Annotated in this window: 16 protein-coding genes; 8 read left to right on the top strand and 8 right to left on the bottom strand. The window is 65.1% G+C overall.

Features of this window, described 5'->3' with window-relative positions:
- Window positions 1-35: 35 nt before the first annotated feature.
- Window positions 36-686 (bottom strand): GNAT family N-acetyltransferase, encoded by a 651-nt coding sequence (locus NTD88_RS08195; RefSeq protein WP_095157233.1) that lies wholly within the window; start codon window positions 684-686, stop codon window positions 36-38.
- A 169-nt stretch (window positions 687-855) separates the two neighbouring features.
- Here NTD88_RS08195 and xthA point away from each other — a divergent pair, with 169 nt between their 5' ends.
- The 3 genes from xthA (at window position 856) to NTD88_RS08180 (ending at window position 4,281) form a co-directional block, all read left to right on the top strand.
- Window positions 856-1,668 carry an exodeoxyribonuclease III gene (xthA, locus tag NTD88_RS08190; protein ID WP_262154150.1) on the top strand — a complete coding sequence of 271 codons (813 nt, stop codon included), beginning with the start codon at window positions 856-858 and terminating at the stop codon, window positions 1,666-1,668.
- A 134-nt stretch (window positions 1,669-1,802) separates the two neighbouring features.
- Window positions 1,803-3,107, top strand: coding sequence for a phosphate ABC transporter substrate-binding/OmpA family protein (locus NTD88_RS08185; RefSeq protein WP_262154149.1), 1,305 nt, complete (start codon window positions 1,803-1,805; stop codon window positions 3,105-3,107).
- A gap of 178 nt (window positions 3,108-3,285) precedes the next feature.
- The gene (locus tag NTD88_RS08180) at window positions 3,286-4,281 is read left to right on the top strand and encodes a TerC family protein (RefSeq protein ID WP_262154148.1); all 996 of its coding nucleotides are present in this window, start codon (window positions 3,286-3,288) and stop codon (window positions 4,279-4,281) included.
- Window positions 4,282-4,388: 107 nt separating this feature from the next.
- On the opposite strand, the gene NTD88_RS08175 is transcribed toward NTD88_RS08180, so the two are convergent.
- Entirely contained in the window at window positions 4,389-5,618 is a 1,230-nt protein-coding gene (locus tag NTD88_RS08175; protein ID WP_262154147.1) for an acyl-CoA dehydrogenase, read from the bottom strand.
- Between the two features lie 138 nt (window positions 5,619-5,756).
- On the opposite strand from NTD88_RS08175, the gene NTD88_RS08170 reads away from it, so the two are divergent.
- Complete coding sequence (locus NTD88_RS08170) at window positions 5,757-6,683, top strand: LysR family transcriptional regulator (RefSeq protein ID WP_262154146.1); 927 nt, start codon at window positions 5,757-5,759, stop codon at window positions 6,681-6,683.
- A gap of 213 nt (window positions 6,684-6,896) precedes the next feature.
- Here the strand turns inward: NTD88_RS08170 and NTD88_RS08165 are convergent, their stop codons facing one another.
- On the bottom strand, window positions 6,897-7,553 hold the full coding sequence (locus NTD88_RS08165; protein WP_095157227.1) for a CoA transferase subunit B: 657 nt from the start codon (window positions 7,551-7,553) through the stop codon (window positions 6,897-6,899).
- Between the two features lie 36 nt (window positions 7,554-7,589).
- On the bottom strand, window positions 7,590-8,288 hold the full coding sequence (locus tag NTD88_RS08160) for a CoA transferase subunit A (RefSeq protein WP_095157226.1): 699 nt from the start codon (window positions 8,286-8,288) through the stop codon (window positions 7,590-7,592).
- A 131-nt stretch (window positions 8,289-8,419) separates the two neighbouring features.
- On the opposite strand from NTD88_RS08160, the gene NTD88_RS08155 reads away from it, so the two are divergent.
- Both NTD88_RS08155 and NTD88_RS08150 read left to right on the top strand, forming a co-directional pair.
- Entirely contained in the window at window positions 8,420-9,316 is an 897-nt protein-coding gene (locus NTD88_RS08155) for a LysR family transcriptional regulator (protein WP_095157225.1), read from the top strand.
- 39 nt (window positions 9,317-9,355) lie between these two features.
- The gene (locus tag NTD88_RS08150; RefSeq protein ID WP_262154145.1) at window positions 9,356-10,177 is read left to right on the top strand and encodes an aldo/keto reductase; all 822 of its coding nucleotides are present in this window, start codon (window positions 9,356-9,358) and stop codon (window positions 10,175-10,177) included.
- A gap of 3 nt (window positions 10,178-10,180) precedes the next feature.
- Here NTD88_RS08150 and NTD88_RS08145 read toward each other — a convergent pair whose 3' ends face one another.
- Genes NTD88_RS08145 through lexA form a run of 4 tightly spaced genes read right to left on the bottom strand, consistent with a single transcriptional unit; the run spans window position 10,181 to window position 15,917 of the window.
- Window positions 10,181-13,282, bottom strand: coding sequence for an error-prone DNA polymerase (locus NTD88_RS08145; RefSeq protein WP_262154144.1), 3,102 nt, complete (start codon window positions 13,280-13,282; stop codon window positions 10,181-10,183).
- Complete coding sequence (locus NTD88_RS08140; protein ID WP_262154143.1) at window positions 13,258-14,673, bottom strand: Y-family DNA polymerase; 1,416 nt, start codon at window positions 14,671-14,673, stop codon at window positions 13,258-13,260. Before NTD88_RS08140 ends, NTD88_RS08145 begins: the two co-directional genes overlap by 25 nt.
- 6 nt (window positions 14,674-14,679) lie before the next feature.
- Window positions 14,680-15,300 carry a translesion DNA synthesis-associated protein ImuA gene (imuA, locus tag NTD88_RS08135; RefSeq protein ID WP_095157221.1) on the bottom strand — a complete coding sequence of 207 codons (621 nt, stop codon included), beginning with the start codon at window positions 15,298-15,300 and terminating at the stop codon, window positions 14,680-14,682.
- Complete coding sequence (lexA, locus tag NTD88_RS08130; protein ID WP_177454448.1) at window positions 15,300-15,917, bottom strand: transcriptional repressor LexA; 618 nt, start codon at window positions 15,915-15,917, stop codon at window positions 15,300-15,302. The genes imuA and lexA overlap by 1 nt, the downstream gene beginning before the upstream one ends.
- A 91-nt stretch (window positions 15,918-16,008) precedes the next feature.
- On the opposite strand from lexA, the gene NTD88_RS08125 reads away from it, so the two are divergent.
- Window positions 16,009-16,665 carry an HAD family hydrolase gene (locus NTD88_RS08125; protein WP_262127536.1) on the top strand — a complete coding sequence of 219 codons (657 nt, stop codon included), beginning with the start codon at window positions 16,009-16,011 and terminating at the stop codon, window positions 16,663-16,665.
- A 99-nt stretch (window positions 16,666-16,764) separates the two neighbouring features.
- Entirely contained in the window at window positions 16,765-17,166 is a 402-nt protein-coding gene (locus NTD88_RS08120; RefSeq protein ID WP_095157219.1) for a MerR family transcriptional regulator, read from the top strand.
- The last annotated feature ends 4 nt before the right edge of the window (window positions 17,167-17,170 follow it).

The raw sequence follows: 17,170 nt of genomic DNA, 5'->3' as shown, positions 1-17,170 counted from the left end.
GCTGGAACCCGAAAGGCGTCTGGGTCGGGCCTGCGTCAGGCACTTTCCTGTGCGACCCGCTGTGGTCCCGGGTGAAAAAACACATGCTCGCGGATCGGTCCCACAGCGATTTCGCCAATTTCCTGGTAGCCCTGGCGCTGGTAGAACGCCAGGTAATGCTCATTGCCGGTATCCAGCACCACGCCGTGGGAATTTTCATCCTCGGCGCACCAGTCGTGGACCGCCGTCAGCAATTGCTCGCCGTAGTGCTTGCCCTGGAACTGCGGATGAATGCCCAGCAGCGGCAGCACATGCACGGCGTCGCCGGGCAGGCAGGCCATGAGCGCGGCGCGATAATCGAGGTAGCGGCGGGTGCAACGGAAGCCGGCGCTCAACACCATGCGCATGCGCCAGGCCCAACTGTCGGTGACGCCCAGGCGGCGTACCGGCGGCGAGATCAGGGCGATGCCGATCAAGCGGTCGTCCACCAGCAGGCCAATTGCCGGCAACTCCTGATAGAAGTGCTGACGCACCCGCTCGCGGACCAGCGCCCGCACGCGCTGGTCGAAGCCGGCGCGTTCGGCTTCAAACAGGTAACCGTAGGTGGGTTCGTGGCGGTAGGCGTGGTAGAGCAGCGAACGTGCCTCGCGGCTGTAGCCACTGTCGAGTAGACGGACTTCGGCCGGCGCGGGGGTCGATTCAGGCATGGTCACGGTTCTCCTGATGGCAGTTGGGCATGGCTCTTTGAGATGCGGGCGGCGCCAACGTTCCTTCTTGGTTGGGCTGGAGTATAGACAGCCGCTTCAACGGCATCATCGCTGGCCGGCCAGGCCGATGTCGGCTAGCATCCAGCCTTTTACCCAGGACCCTGTTTCCATGAAGATCGTCTCGTTCAACATCAACGGCCTGCGCGCCCGGCCCCATCAATTGGCGGCGTTGATCGACAAGCACCAGCCCGATGTCATCGGCCTGCAGGAAACCAAGGTGTCGGACGAACAGTTCCCACTGGCGGACGTCCAGGCCCTCGGTTACCACGTCCATTTCCATGGCCAGAAAGGCCATTACGGCGTCGCCCTGCTCTCGCGCAAGCCGCCACTGAGCCTGTTCAAGGGCTTCTCGACCGACGAAGAAGACGCCCAGCGCCGTTTCATCTGGGGCACGTTCGCCGACGACAATGGCAACCCGATCACCATCATGAACGGCTACTTCCCACAAGGTGAAAGCCGCGATCACCCCACCAAGTTCCCGGCCAAGCAGCGCTTCTACAGCGACCTGCAGGCACTGCTGGAAACCCAGTTCAAGAACGACCAGCCGGTAGTGGTGATGGGCGACGTGAACATCTCGCCGGAAGACTGCGACATCGGCATCGGCGCCGACAACGCCAAGCGCTGGCTGAAGACCGGCAAGTGCAGCTTCCTGCCCGAAGAGCGCGAGTGGATGGCCCGCCTGAAGAACTGGGGCCTGACCGACAGCTTCCGCCACCTGCACCCGGAAGTGGTGGACCAGTTCAGTTGGTTCGACTACCGCAGCCGCGGCTTCGAAGACCAGCCCAAGCGCGGCCTGCGCATCGACCTGATCCTGACCTCCCATGCGCTGTTGCCGCGGGTCAAGGCGGCAGGTGTGGATTATGAGTTGCGCGGGATGGAAAAGCCTTCCGACCACGCGCCGATCTGGCTTGAATTGAGCTGATCGATCCGGGGACCGCTTTGCGGTCCCCCACAAGGGCCATCTGCTCGCGATCAGCCTCCGCCGCACCTGTCATCTTTCGGTCACCTGCCTGTCTTAATCTGCCGAAACCTTCGTTTCCAGAGTCTCCGCCGGCAATGATCCGCCCCTGTGCCCTTCTCCTTATTCTGCTCGCGCCCCTTGCCGCCGCCGACACCCTGCGCATCCAGGGCTCCAACACCATCGGCGCGGTGCTGGCGCCTGCGCTGGTGCGTGGCCTGCTGGAAGAACGTGGCCTGCGCAATGTCGAGACCCTGCCATCGGACGTCGCCAATGAAGTGCGCGTGCTGGGCCGCGACGACAACGGCCAGGTGCAGCGGGTGGAGATCGCCGCCCACGGCAGCAGCACCGGTTTTATCGCACTGAAAAACGGCAGCGCCGACCTCGCCGCCGCCTCACGCCCGATCAAGGACAGCGAACAGGCGGAACTCCAGGCCCTGGGCAACCTGACCGGCGCCGACGCCGAGCAGGTCATCGCTCTGGACGGCGTGGCGGTGCTGGTCCACCCGGACAACCCGCTTCCGCAACTGACCACCGAGCAACTGGCCGGGGTCTTTTCCGGGCGCATCGCCACCTGGGAAGAACTCGGCGTCGGCGGCGGGCCGATCCAGTTGTATGCCCGCGACGACCGCTCCGGCACTTGGGAAACCTTCAAGACGCTGGTGCTCGACCCGCATCACCAGCGCCTCGCCAGCAGCGCCCGGCGCTTCGAGTCCGGCGAGCAGTTGGCCGAAGCGGTGCGCCACGACCGCCAGGCCATCGGTTTCAGCAGCCTGACCACCGTCCACGGCGCGCGGGTGCTGGCGGTTGCCGACGGGGCCTCGCGGGCCATGCTGCCGAGCGCCGAGCAGATCGCCAGCGAGGACTATCCGTTGTCGCGGCGGCTGTATTTCTACCTGCCGCCGACGCAACGCAATCCCCTGGCCAAGGCGCTGCTGGACTTCACCCAAAGCCCGCGCGGCCAGGCCATCGTCGCCAGCAACGGCTTCGTCGCCCAGCAGGTGCGCCCGCTCAGCGAACCACCCCAGGCCGACCTGCCGCCGCGCTATCGCCACCTGCTCAGCGAGGCGCGGCGGCTGTCGGTCAATTTCCGTTTCCAGGAAGGCAGCGCGACCCTGGACAACAAGGCCCTGCGGGATATCGAGCGGCTGGCGGACTACCTGCGACAGAACCGCAAGCTCGACGGCAAAGTGGTGCTGGTGGGTTTCGGCGACGCCAAGGACGACGCCCGTCGCGCCGACCTGTTGTCGCGCCTGCGGGCAATGGCGGTGCGCCGCGAACTGGCCAGGCACGAGGTCACCCTGCGCGACGTCATCGGCCTCGGCGCCGAATTGCCGGTCGCGGCGAACACCGATACCCAGGGCCGCATCCGCAATCGCCGGGTTGAAGCCTGGGTGTATTGAAAGAACGGTGCGCTGAAGGAAATTTCTTAAAGTCTTGTAAGACCTTGTAACGCTCTCGCCCGCCCCGCCCCGTGTCCGGCAACTAGGCTGGAGCATGTGACGCCGGGCCCCTCTGACGGTCGCCAACCGCCATGTCGGAGTCACAGTTGCTTGCCAACTACGACATCGGGAGGGGCTCATGACAGCTCTGCAAGATTTTTTCAGCGCCGAATTCCTCGGCACCAGCAGCCTGCTCTGGCTGGCCTTTATCGTGATCGTCATCGCCCTGCTGGTCTTCGACCTCGGGGTGCTGCACCGCGACCAGCACGAAATCGAAATGCGTGAAAGCCTGCTGCTGTATGCCGGCTATTTCAGCGTGGGCGTGATGTTCGGCGGCTGGATCTGGTACGAATTGGGCGCCCAGAGTGCCCTGGAGTTCTACACCGGGATGTTGGTGGAACAGTCGCTGTCGATGGACAACGTGTTCGTCATGGCGATGATCTTCGGCTTCTTCGGCATTCCCCGGCGTTACCAGCACCGCGTGCTGTTCTGGGGCATTCTCGGTGTGGTGGTGTTGCGGGCGATCATGATCGGCGTCGGCAGCGCGCTGGTGAAGGAGTTCGACTGGATTCTCTATATGTTCGGCGCGTTCCTGCTGATTACCGGGGTGAAGATGCTGTTCAGCCGCCAGGAGTCGCACCCGGACCTGGCTAACAACCCCTTCATCAAATTCATCCGCAAGCATGTGCGGGTCACCGACCAGTTGCACGGTGCACGCTTCTTCGTGCGCCTGGTTCCGGCGGGGCAATCGAAGGCGATCCGCTACGCCACGCCGCTGTTTCTTGCCCTGGTGCTGATCGAACTGGCCGACCTGGTGTTCGCCGTAGATAGCGTGCCGGCGATCTTCTCCATCACCCAGGACCCGTTCATCGTCTACACCTCGAACATCTTCGCGATCCTCGGGCTACGCGCGTTGTATTTCGCCCTGGCGGCGTTGATGCACCGGTTTGTCTACCTGAAGTACGCGTTGGCGCTGGTGCTGATCTTCATTGGCGGCAAGATTTTCCTGCACGGGTTCATCGGCAAGATTCCGGCGTTGTTGTCGCTGGGGGTGACGTTCGGGCTGCTGGCGGGCGGGGTGGTGCTGTCGCTGTTCAAGACGCGGGATGAGAAGGAGCCGCAGAAAGAGCATTGAACATATGGCCTCATCGCTGGCAAGCCAGCGCCCACAGGCTTTGGACTGTGTGGAAGCTGGCTTGCCAGCGATAAGGCCAACAGAGCGACAAGTACTTGCTGAACGTATCAGTGACTGCCGCGCAGCATTTCCTTCGGCACATACTTGCCGATCTCGTACTTGCCGATCGCCGCCCGGTGTACTTCATCCGGGCCGTCGGCCAGGCGCAGGGTGCGCTGCATGGCGTACATGTAGGCCAGCGGGAAGTCGGCGGAAACCCCGGCACCACCGTGAATCTGGATCGCCCGGTCGATGACCCTCAACGCCACGTTCGGCGCCACCACCTTGATCTGGGCGATTTCGCTACGGGCCACCTTGTTGCCCGCGTGGTCCATCATGTACGCCGCTTTCAGGGTCAGCAGGCGGGCCATGTCGATCTCCATCCGCGAATCGGCGATCTTGTCGACGTTGCCGCCCAACCGCGCCAGTGGCCGGCCGAAAGCGGTGCGCTCCACCGAGCGCTTGCACATCAGTTCCAGCGCCCGCTCGGCCATGCCGATCGAACGCATGCAGTGGTGGATACGGCCCGGGCCAAGGCGGCCCTGGGCGATTTCGAAACCACGGCCCTCGCCGAGGATCACGTTGTCATACGGAACACGCACGTTCTCGAACAGCACTTCGGCGTGGCCGTGCGGCGCGTCGTCGTAGCCGAACACCGGCAGCGGACGGACGATCGTCACGCCGGGCGCGTCGGTCGGCACGAGAATCATCGAGTGCTGCTGGTGACGCGGGTTTTCCGGATTGCTCAGGCCCATGAAGATCATCACTTTGCAGCGCGGATCGCAGGCGCCGGAGGTCCACCACTTGCGACCGCTGATGACCCACTCGTCGCCGTCGCGCACCGCGCGGGCGGCCATGTTGGTGGCGTCGGACGACGCGACGTCCGGCTCGGTCATGGCGAAGGCCGAGCGAATATCACCGCGCAGCAGCGGCTCCAGCCACTGGCGTTTCTGCTCGGCGCTGCCGTAGCGCACCAGCACTTCCATATTGCCGGTGTCCGGCGCCGAGCAGTTGAACGGCTCCGGCCCCAGCAACGAACGGCCCATGATTTCCGCCAGCGGCGCGTACTCCAGGTTGGTCAGCCCGGCGCCCAGTTCCGACTCGGGCAGGAACAGGTTCCACAGGCCCTCGGCCTTGGCCTTGTTCTTCAGTTCTTCCATGATCGCGGTCGGTTGCCAGCGATCGCCCTCGGCGACCTGTTGCTCGAACACCGGTTCAGCGGGATAGACATAGGCGTCCATAAACGCGGTGACACGTTCGCGCAGGGCCTGGACCTTGGGTGAGTAGGCGAAATCCATGAGCAGTACCTTCTTCGTGAAAGGGATCTGGAATCGATGCTAGATCACCGGGCAAAATCCACCTAGTCTATTTTCGGCGTGTATAAACATTCATAACCGATATATGATCGACCCCATAACGCCAACAAGAGCAGTGCCATGAACTTGAGCAAGGTCGACCTCAATCTGTTCATCGTTTTCGATGCCATCTACACCGAAGCCAACCTGACCCGCGCCGGGCAGATCGTCGGCATCACCCAGCCGGCGGTATCCAACGCCCTCGCCCGCCTGCGCGAAACCTTCAATGACCCGCTGTTCGTGCGCACTGCCCAGGGCATGGTGCCGACGCCCATGGCGCAGAACATCATCGGTCCGGTGCGCAACGCGCTGTCGCTGCTGCGGGTGTCGGTGCAGGAAAGCCGCATCTTCAATCCGCTGCAGGCCAACAAGACCTTCCGCATCAGCATGACCGACCTCACCGAGGCGGTGGTTCTGCCGCCGCTGTTCCAGCGCTTGCGGCGCCTGGCGCCGGCGGTGGTGATCGAGAGTTTCCTGTGCAAACGCCGCGAAACCACCAAGGAACTGGCCGCTGGCCGCCTGGATTTCGCCGTCGATGCGCCGCTCAACACCGACCCGCAGGTGCGCCACGTCAAGTTGATCCAGGACCAATACGTGTGCGCCATGCGCCAGGGCCACCCGATGGCCAAGGACAAGATCAGCCTCGACGAGTACATGAGCCTGACCCACATCCACATTTCCAGCCGCCGCAACGGCCTGGGTTATGTCGACCTGGCGCTGGGCAAGATGGGCCTGCAACGGCGGATCGCGCTGCGTTCGCAGCATTACCTGATGGCGTCGCAGGTCTTGCAGCAGACCGACATGGTCATGACCGTGCCCGAGCGCTTCGCCCGCCGGCACAGCCTCAACTACGCGAGCCTGCCGGTGAATGACGTGCCGCCGCTGGAAACCCATTTGTACTGGCACGAAAGCACCGACCAGGACCCGGCCAACCGCTGGATGCGCGAACAGATGATCGAGTTGTGCCAGGCGGTGGTGGCGCAGGATGAGCGGGATGTGAAGGCGTAGAAAAACAATCGCGGGGTCGGTTCGGGGCAAGGAGTGCGTGGTTCCTTGTCCCGGGCCGGCCCCGCGAGTGCATTTACAACCCGGTGTGTATTCGCTGGCCTTTGGGCCTCATCGCTGGCAAGCCAGCTCCCACGGGCATCGCAGATCGTCAGAACAGCGCTGTAGTTGTGGAAGCTGGCTTGCCAGCGATGAGGCCCGAAAGTCCCTACAAAATCAGAAGGTCATTTCCTTCACATCATCCGCCACGATCAGCTTGCCCGCAGTCTTCTCGATGATTTCCTCGACACTCACCCCCGGCGCCGTCTCGCGCAGGATGAACGTGCCGTTCTCGATCTCCAGGTAAGCCAGGTCGGTCAGCACCTTGCGGATGCAGCCGGCACCGGTCAGCGGCAGACTGCAACGCGGCAGCAGCTTGGACTCGCCGTCCTTGGAAGCGTGGGTCATGGTGACGATGATGTTGTCGGCGCCAGCCACCAGGTCCATCGCCCCGCCCATGCCCTTGACCAGCTTGCCGGGGATCATCCACGAGGCGATGTTGCCTTCCACATCCACCTCGAACGCGCCAAGCACGGTCAGGTCGACATGGCCGCCACGGATCATGGCGAAGGACTCGGCGGAGTTGAAGATCGACGCGCCACGCCGGGCGGTCACGGTCTGCTTGCCGGCGTTGATCATGTCGGCATCGAGCTGGCTTTCGGTAGGGAATTCGCCCATGCCCAACAGGCCGTTTTCCGACTGCAGCATCACGTCGATATCAGCCGGGACATAGTTGGCCACCAGGGTCGGGATGCCGATGCCGAGGTTGACGTAGTAGCCGTCCTTGAGTTCGCGGGCGACGCGCTGGGCCATTTGTTCGCGGGTAAGTGCCATGGTCAGGATCTCTTTGTTGTTCTGTGCAAGGACGGGTCAGGCTTTGACCGTGCGTTTTTCGATGCGCTTTTCGAACGTGCCGACAATGACCCGGTCGACGTAGATGCCCGGGGTATGGATCTCGCTCGGCAGCAGCACGCCCGGCTCGACGATTTCCTCGACCTCGACCACGGTGATCTTGCCGGCGGTGGCCGCCAGCGGATTGAAGTTCTGTGCGGTGTTGCGATAGACCACGTTGCCGTAGTGGTCGGCTTTCCAGCCTTTGACGATGGCGAAATCACCGGTGATGGCTTCTTCGAGGATGTAGTTGCGTCCGTTGAACTGGCGCACTTCCTTGCCGTCGGCAACCGGCGTACCGTAGCCGGTGGCGGTGTAGAAGGCCGGAATACCGGCGCCGCCAGCGCGCATTTTCTCGGCCAGGGTGCCTTGCGGGGTGAGTTCCACCTCCAGCTCGCCGCTGAGCAACTGGCGCTCGAACTCGGCGTTTTCGCCAACGTAGGAGGCGATCATCTTGCGGATCTGGCGGTCTTCCAGCAGCACGCCCAGACCGAAACCATCAACGCCGCAGTTGTTCGAAACCACGGTCAGGCCGCTGACGCCGCGGCGCTTGATTTCAGCGATGAGGTTTTCCGGGATGCCGCACAGGCCAAAACCACCCGCCAGTACCGTCATGTTGTCGGTCAGGCCTTCGAGGGCCTGTTCATAGGTTGCTACGCGCTTGTCCAGTCCGGCCATGCTGATCCGCCTTTTGTCGTTGTAAGAGCCCGACAGCGTGTCGGGAAGCGTCTGTCGGCATCTTCTCCCCTGGCGACTGATTTGTTAATTTTGTTTTTCTCATCGATTGATTTGGTTTTTAAAACAATTCCATGAACGTCAAGCAATTGCGTGCCTTCGTCGCCGTCGCCACTTACCAGAGCTTTGCCCAGGCCGGCGAGCACCTGCACCTGTCGCAGCCAGCCCTGAGCCTGACCATCAAGAGCCTGGAAGAACACCTGGGCGGCACCCTGCTCAGCCGCACCACGCGCAGCGTCAGCCTGACCCCGGAGGGCGAAGTCCTGCTGCCGTTGGCCCGGCAACTGCTGGCCGACTGGGACAACACCGAAGAGCTGCTGCGCCAGCGCTTCACCCTGCAACTGGGGCGGGTGTCCATCGCCGCCATGCCGGCCTTCGCCGGTAACCTGCTGCCGCCGGTGTTGAAGGTGTTTCGCGAGCGTTACCCGCGGGTCAACGTCACCGTGCATGACGTGATCAACGAACAAGTGCTGGAACTGGTGCGCCATCGGCGGGTCGAGTTGGGTATCGGCTTCGAGCCGGAAACCAGCGAACCGCTGCTGTTCAAGCCGCTCTACCTGGACCGCTTCGTCGCGGTGGTGCCAACCGACTCACCGTTGGCACAGCAGCCACAGGTGCGCTGGCAAGAGCTGCTCAAGGAAGATTTCATCACCCTGCAACGTCCTTCGGCGGTGCGCCTGCTGCTGGAACGGCATGTGGCGGCGGACCACGGCAAGCTGGCGGTGGCGTTCGAGAGCCATCAGTTGTCCACGATTGGCCGGATGGTCGCCAATGGGTTGGGGGTCAGCGCGGTGCCAGCCTTGTGCATCGGCCAGATGCGCGAGCTGGGGGCGCAATGCGTGCCGCTGGTGGCACCAAGTATCGAGCGGCGGATCGGGGTGATCCTGCTGGCGGACCACAAGCTGTCGGCGGCGGCGCAGGCGGTGCTGGACGTATTGATGGAACAGATCAAGGAGCCCGCGCTGGTGTGATGTGCGGCCCCACTACACTCAAGAAGGAGATGTTCAACCATGCGCAACACAACGCTCGGCGACAAACAGGTGCCCATCATCGGCCAAGGCACCTGGTACATGGGCGAGGACCCTGGCCAGCGCCCGCGTGAAGTCGCAGCCCTGCAACAGGGCATCGACCTCGGCCTGACGCTGATCGACACCGCGGAGATGTACGCCGAAGGCGGCGCGGAAAAGGTGGTCGGCCAGGCGCTGGCTGGCCGTCGCGACAAGGTATTCCTGGTCAGCAAGGTCTACCCGCACAACGCCAGCCGCAAAGGCGCCATCGCCGCCTGCGAACGCAGCCTGCAGCGCCTCGGCACCGAGCACATCGACCTTTATCTGCTGCACTGGCGCGGTCAGTACCCGCTGGAAGAAACCGTCGAAGCCTTCGAGCAGTTGCGCGAGGCCGGCAAGATCGGGCGCTGGGGCGTGTCCAACTTCGACACTGACGACATGCGTGAACTCGATCAGCCGACCTGCGCCACCAATCAGGTGCTGTACAACCCCGAGCAACGTGGCATCGAGTTCGACCTGCTGCCGTGGTGCCGCGAGCAGCAGGTGCCAGTCATGGCCTACTGCCCGCTGGCCCAGGCAGGCCGCCTGCTGCGCCACCCGGTGCTGACGCAGATCGCCGAAGCCCATGGCGTCACGCCGGCGCAGGTGTGCCTGGCCTGGGTCACCCGCCAGGACGGGGTGATCGCCATTCCCAAGGCGGTGGAGCCGCGCCATGTCCAGCTCAATGCCGCCGCGGCCAACCTGACCTTGCGCGCCGAAGACCTGCACGCCATCGACCAGGCGTTTCCTGCGCCGACCCGCAAGCAGCGCCTGGCGATGGTCTGAGGCTCAGTGAAAGTCCCGGCTGCGCACATCCAGCCCGTGTAACAGCGGGCTGAGATCTTCCAGGCGGCGGGCGATCAGATGGCGCACGCCGTCGGCAAACTCCAGCTTGCCCATCACCCGCATCAATTGCGCCCCCACCAGCACCCGCCGCTGACGCTCGGCCAGGTCGCGCCAGACCACCACATTGAGCATGCCGAACTCATCTTCCAGGGTGACGAAGGTCACGCCGCTGGCGGTCTGCGGTCGCTGCCGGCCCACCACCAGACCCGCCACGCTGATCACATCACCATGGGCCACGCCCTCCAGCCCCTGCGAACTGCGACAACCCAGCCCCGTCAGGCGTCGACGCAACAACGACAGCGGGTGTGGGCCAAAGGTGGTGCCCACGCTCTGGTAATCGGCGAACAGGTCTTCGCCGATGCTCGGCGCAGGTAACTCGACGGGCGCTTCGGCGGTGGGTTCGATGCCGGCGAACAGCGGCAATTGCGCCTGCACCGCCGCCACCTCCCAGCGCGCCTGATAGCGGTGCCCGGCCAGCGCCGCGAGGGCACCGGCATCGGCCAGCAGGTCACGGGCGCGACCGTCGAGGCTGGCGCGCAGGCACAGGTCGGCGACATCGCGAAAACCCCGTTCTTCCCGCACCCGCACCAGACGCAGGGCATCGTCCTGGCGAAACCCGCGTACCTGGCGCAAGCCCAGGCGCAGCGCCAACTGACCGTCTTCACCCGGTTCCAGGGCGCAATCCCAATCGCTGTGATGCACATCCACCGGACGGGTCTCGATCCGGTGGCGGCGCGCGTCCTGCAGAATCTGGTCGGGGCTGTAGAACCCCATCGGCCAACTGTTGATCAACGCACAGGCGAAGATCGCCGGCTCATGGCACTTCAGCCAGCAACTGGCGTAGGTCAGCAAGGCAAAGCTGGCGGCGTGGGACTCGGGAAAACCGTAGCTGCCGAAGCCCTTGATCTGCTCAAAGATGCGCTCGGCGAACGCCAGGTCGTAGCCGTTTCTCAGCATGCCTTCGGTCAGCCGCTGGCGGTGGGGTTCCAGACCGCCGTGGCGCTTCCAGGCGGCCATGGAGCGGCGCAGTTCGTCGGCTTCGCCGGGGGTGTAGTCGGCGGCGACGATGGCCAGGGACATGACCTGCTCCTGGAACAGCGGCACGCCCAAGGTGCGCTCGAATACCGCCTTGAGCTTGAGGGACGGATACGTCACTTCCTCCTTGTCGTTACGTCGCCGCAGAAAGGGATGAACCATATCGCCCTGGATCGGCCCCGGCCGGACGATCGCCACCTGGATCACCAGGTCGTAGAACTTTCTGGGCTTCAATCGCGGCAACATGGCCATCTGCGCCCGCGACTCGATCTGGAACACGCCGATGGTGTCGGCGCGGCTGATCATGTCGTAGGTCGGCGTGTCATCGGCGGGAATGCTGGCAATGGTCAGGCGCTGGCCGCGATGCAAGGCGTACAGGTCGAAACAACGGCGCAAGGCGCTGAGCATGCCGAGGGCCAGCACATCGACCTTGAGCAGACCGACGGCATCGAGGTCGTCCTTGTCCCACTGGATCACCGTGCGCCCTTCCATCGCTGCGTTTTCCACCGGCACCAGGGTGTCCAGCGGTTGCTCGCTGATGACGAAACCACCGGGGTGCTGGGACAGGTGCCGAGGAAAACCCATCAGCTCGCCGGTGAGCGTCAGCACCCGGTGCAGCAGCGGGCTGTCCGGGTCGAAACCGGCTTCGACCAGGCGTTCGGCGGACGGCACACGATCGCTCCAGCGCCCGCAGCAATCGGCCAGGGCACCCAGTTGATCCGGTGGCAGGCCCAGCACCCGGCCGATATCCCGCACCGCGCCCGCAGCGTGGTAGCTACTGACCACCGCAGTCAACGCCGCCCGATGGCGACCATAGCGGTTGAACACGTATTGCAGGACTTCCTCGCGGCGTTCGTGCTCGAAGTCCACGTCGATATCCGGCGGCTCGTTGCGCTCGCGGGACAGGAAACGCTCGAACAGCAGATTGCTCCGGCTCGGGTCGAGCTCGGTGATACCCAGCACGAAACACACCACCGAGTTGGCCGCAGAACCCCGACCCTGGCAGAGGATGCCTCGCTCGCGGGCGAACTGGACAATGTCGTGGACCGTCAGGAAATAGGACGCGTAGTTGAGGTCGGTGATCAGTTCCAGCTCGTGCTCCAGCGCCTCGCGGTCCTTGGCACCGATGCCCTGCGGCCAGCGCCGGGGGATGCCCCGCTCGCACAGCGCGCGCAACCAGGCGCTGGCGCTGTAGCCGGCGGGCACGACTTCGTGGGGGTAGTGGTATTTCAGGTCACGCTTGAGGTCGAAGTGGCAGCGCTCGGCGATCCGCGTGCTTTCTTCCAGCAACGCAAACGGGTACAGCGCCGCCAGTTGCGGCAGGCTGCGCAGGTGCCGCTCGCCATTGGCGAACAGGCGGTGCCCGGCTTCCGCGACGGTGGTGTGATGGCGAATGGCGGTCATGCAGTCCTGCAAGGCGCGTCGACCGCGAGCGTGCATGTGCACATCACCGCTGGCCACCGCCGGAATGCCCAGGGTCGTGGCCAGCGCCAGCAAGCGCTCCAGACGCTGACGATCGTCGTGGCCGTGATGCAGTTGCACCGTCAGCCACAGGCGCTCGGCGAACACGTCGCGCAGCCAGTGCCCTGGCTCCGGGTCGTCGAGGTCATCCGGAACCCACAACGCCAGCAGGCCTTCCGGAGGATTGTCGAAATCCTCGCGCAGCAACCGATAGCTGCCCTTCTCCGCCCGTCGCCGGGCCCGGGTGATCAGGCCGCACAGGTGCTGGTAACCCCGCAGGTTCTCCACCAGCAGCACCAGCTTCGGGCCGTTCTCGACGCGCATTTCGCTGCCGACGATCAGCGGCAGCCCCACCTCATGCGCCGCCTGCCAGGCGCGGACGATACCGGCGAGGGTGCACTCGTCGGTGATCGCCAGGGCCTGATAACCCTGTTGCCGGGCGCGGCCACACAACTCCTGGGCGCTGGACGCGCCGCGCTGGAAACTGAAGTTCGACAGGCAGTGCAACTCGGCATACCCCATGCTCATGCGAACCAGCCCTGCAGCCACAGCACATCGCGCTCGCCGCTGTGAAAGTAGGCCCAGCCGCGCAGGCCGCTATCGGTTTCGACCCGGTAGTAATCGCGCCGCACATCGCCGCCGTCCCACCAGCCAGACTCGATGCGCTCCGGCCCGGCCAGCAGGCGCACGCTCGTCGGCGGCACGGCGCGCGGCTCGGCCAGCAACCAACCGGGGCGCGGGGCCTGGTTGCCGCTGGCCGGCGACAAGGCCGGACCATCGCTGCGCCAGGCGCATTCGGGGCGGTGGTCGGCCACCAGCCCGACGCCGCGCACGGCTTCGTCACCGAGCCGCGCACGCAGGCGTTCGCGCAACTGCTCCCAACTGTGCTGCTGTTGCGGTCGCGCCGAGAACAGTTCGCTGGCCTGGGGCACGAACGCCGGCAGCTCTTCGGCGGTCAGCCGAAGGGTGCGGACCGGGGCTCTCAGGCTCAGTTGCTCAAGACGGCCGCGGGCCAGTTCCAGCAAACGCCCGGCATCGCGTTCGGCGGCGAGCAGGCCGACCTGCAACAAGGTGTCCGGGCCTTCGGCGTGTTGCAGAAACAGGTTGAAGCGCTGCACGCCCGCATCGCGCCCGGCGAGAAAGGCCGCCAGATCGCCGATCAGGCGACGCAGCGGAAACAGCAGCGCCTGGCTGGACTCCACATCGAAATTCAGCTCCAGGCGGGCCTCGAAACGGTCGGGCGGCAGGTAACAGTCAAGGGCCATGGCGCGCTGCCCCAGCAGCCGGTCAAGGTGCAACTGCACGGCTGCGGCGAAACGCCGGGCCAGGGTTTCGCGGGGCAGCGCCAGCACCTGGTCGAGCTGGCGCAGGCCCATGCGGCCGAACGCCGTGGCCGCCTCCGCAGGCAGGCCGAGGCGGTCAATGGGCATGGCAGCCAGGGCGGCGCGGGTCGTCTCGGCATCGGTCGCGGCCAGACCGTCGTAGGCATTGGCCAACATGCGCGCCGCCACCGGGTTGCTGGCCAGCACGATCCGGTGACGAAAGCCCAGCGCCGTCAGTTCCGCCCGCAAGCGCGCCTCGAATTGCGGCCAGGGGCCGAACAGGCCGAGGCTGGATTCGACCTCCAGCAACACGGCACGCGGGTAATGCAGGCTGACTTGGGAACTGAAGCGGTAGGCCCAGGCGGCGAGCAGTTGTTGCTGCTGCTCGGTGGCCGCCGCGTCGTGCTCGACCATGTTGAAGCCCTGGGCCAGGGCCTGCGCGGCAGTCAGGCTCTGGCCTGCACGCAGGCCAAGGGCGCGGGCGGCCGGGTTGACCGCCTGCAGAACCCGGCGCGTGGCCGGGCCGCTGAGCAGCACCAGCGGCTGCTCGGCGTCGTCACGTCCGCGCAGCACGCAGTCGAGCGCCAGTTGTGGCAAGAGAATGCAGGCCCAGAGCATGGCACGTCAGCCCACACGGCCGGGTGCGGCAATCGGGGTATTCGGCGCCAGCCCGCCACGGCACTTGAGCACCCGCCAGCGTGCCGGACTGGCATCGATGGCGATCCGCAAGGCAGCGGGCGACGGGTTGAGCGCCGCCGACTGATCGCGACAGGCGAACGCCAGCGCCTGGCCGGTTTCCGCCGCCACCTGCAACCGCCGCAGCGCACGGTCGTCAGCACGCCGGGGCCAGCACAGCACGGCGCCACAACTGCCGGAGCGCAGGCATTGCTCCGCGGCCCAAAGACTTTCCGCGGTGCTCGCCTCAACCACCGACAGCCAACGCAGATCGACACCCGCCGCCTGCCAGGCCGGTGGATAGGGAATGAAGGGCGGCGCCACCAGGACGATACGCTCGCCCGCCGAACTCAACCGCGCAAGGCTGGGCCAAAGCAGGTGCAGTTCGCCCGCGCCCTCTTCACTCAGCAGCAATTCGCTGAGCGCCGCCGGTGGCCAGCCGCCGCCCGGCAACAGCGCATCCAGGGCGGCATGCCCGGTGGGCTGCAGGCCGTGGGACTCGGCGAGCGGCCGGCCCTTCCAGACCCGCCGTGTGTCGAGCAGCCCGTCGAGGCTGACCACCGCGCCCATCAGTCGCGCCTCACCAGGCCGCAGAACACGCCTTCGATGACGAAGTCGCGATCCGGGCCGACCTCGATCGGCGCATAGGCCGGGTTGCGAGGCAGCAATCGGTAGTGACCGCCCGCCTTTTCGAAGCGCTTGATGGTCACCTCGCCATCGAGTCGGGCGACGACGATCTGGCCGTCACGGGGGTCGGTCTGCCGGTAGATACCAACCAGGTCGCCGTCGAGGATGCCGTCGTCGATCATCGAGTCGCCGCGAACCTTGAGCAGGTAATCCGGGGTGCGGCTGAACAGGTGGGCGTCGAGCATCAGTTGTTCGTGGATGCCCACGTCCGGGCCGATCGGCCGACCCGCCGCCACCTGGCCCAGCACCGGGATTTCCAGCACTTCGGGACGGCGCAGCCGGCCGACGAGGCGGATGCTGCGGGCCTGGTTGGGGGTGATTTCGATAAGGCCGGCCTCGCACAGCGCCTGGATATGCTTGCGCGCCACGCTGCGCGAGGCGAAGCCGAAGGCCTGGGCGATGTCCGCGAGGCTGGGGGGCTGCCCTTTATCGGCGATGCGGTCGCGGATGAAGGTGAGGATGGCAGCGCGTTTTGGAGATAGAGTCGTCATGGAGCACATTTGTACTCTTTTCGTTTCCGGCTGACCAGCCCCGCTGATCGGCGTGCCGTTGCGGTTATCATGGCCGCCTCCTGATTCACGGATGTTCTCCATGCTCGATGCCCTGCTGTTCGACCTCGATGGCACCCTCGCCGATACCGACAAGCTCCACCTGCTGGCCATGCAGCAACTGCTGAGCGAAGAAGGCCGCACCCTCACCGAGGAAGACTTCGACGCCCATGTCAGTGGTCGGGCCAATGCGGATTTGTGCCGCTACCTGTTTCCTGATCGCCCGCTGAGCGAGCATCTGGATTTCGCCGACCGCAAGGAAGCGCGCTTTCGCTCGCTGTCGCCGACCCTGCAGCCCACCCCCGGACTATTGGCCTTGCTGGCGCATGCACAGAAAAACGCGATCGGCATGGCGGTGGTCACCAACGCGCCGCGGGCCAATGCCGAGCACATGCTGAATGCCCTGGGCCTGGCCGGGCGCTTCGAGCATGTGCTGGTGGCCGAGGAACTGGCCCGGGCCAAGCCCGACCCCCTGCCCTACCTCACCGGTCTGCACAGGCTGGATGCACGGGCCGCGCATTCGCTGGCGTTCGAGGATTCGTTGCCGGGGGTGAAGGCGGCGAGCGGCGCGGGGATCTTTACCGTGGGCTTGTCCACCAGCCAGCGGCCCGAGGCGTTGCTGGAGGCCGGGGCGCAACTGGTGGTGGCGGATTTCGAGGATCCACGGTTGTGGCAGGTGATTGCGCGGATGCAGGGGTAACGGCCATTCGCGAGCAAGCTCGCTCCTACGCCGACCTTGACGTAAACGTAAACCTGCCTATAGGTTAGGCCCATTGCCTTCATCATCGAGCCCCGCGCAATGAGCAGCCAGACCTACAGCATCTCCGACCTGTCCCGCGAGCTGGACATCACCACCCGGGCGATCCGTTTCTACGAGGAACAGGGGCTGCTCAGCCCCGAGCGCCGCGGTCTGGAGCGTATCTATTCGGCCCGCGACAAGGTCAGCCTGAAGCTCATCCTGCGCGGCAAGCGCATCGGTTTCTCCCTCGCCGAATGCCGCGAGCTGATCGAGCTCTACGATCCCTCCGGCGGCAACACCAAGCAGCTCAACAGCATGCTGGCCAAGATCGCCGAGCGCCGCGCCCAACTTGAACAGCAACTGCTCGACATCCAGCAGATGCAACTGGAACTCGACACCGCCGAAGAGCGCTGCATGCTGGCGCTGACCAACACCCTGAACAATCAGAAGAACGGCCACTGAGCCC

The sequence above is a fragment of the Pseudomonas sp. 20P_3.2_Bac5 genome, assembly GCF_025466035.1.
Taxonomy (GTDB): Bacteria; Pseudomonadota; Gammaproteobacteria; order Pseudomonadales; family Pseudomonadaceae; genus Aquipseudomonas.
The sequence above is the reverse complement of the archived record's forward strand: the minus strand, read 5'-3'. Positions and strand labels throughout refer to the sequence as shown.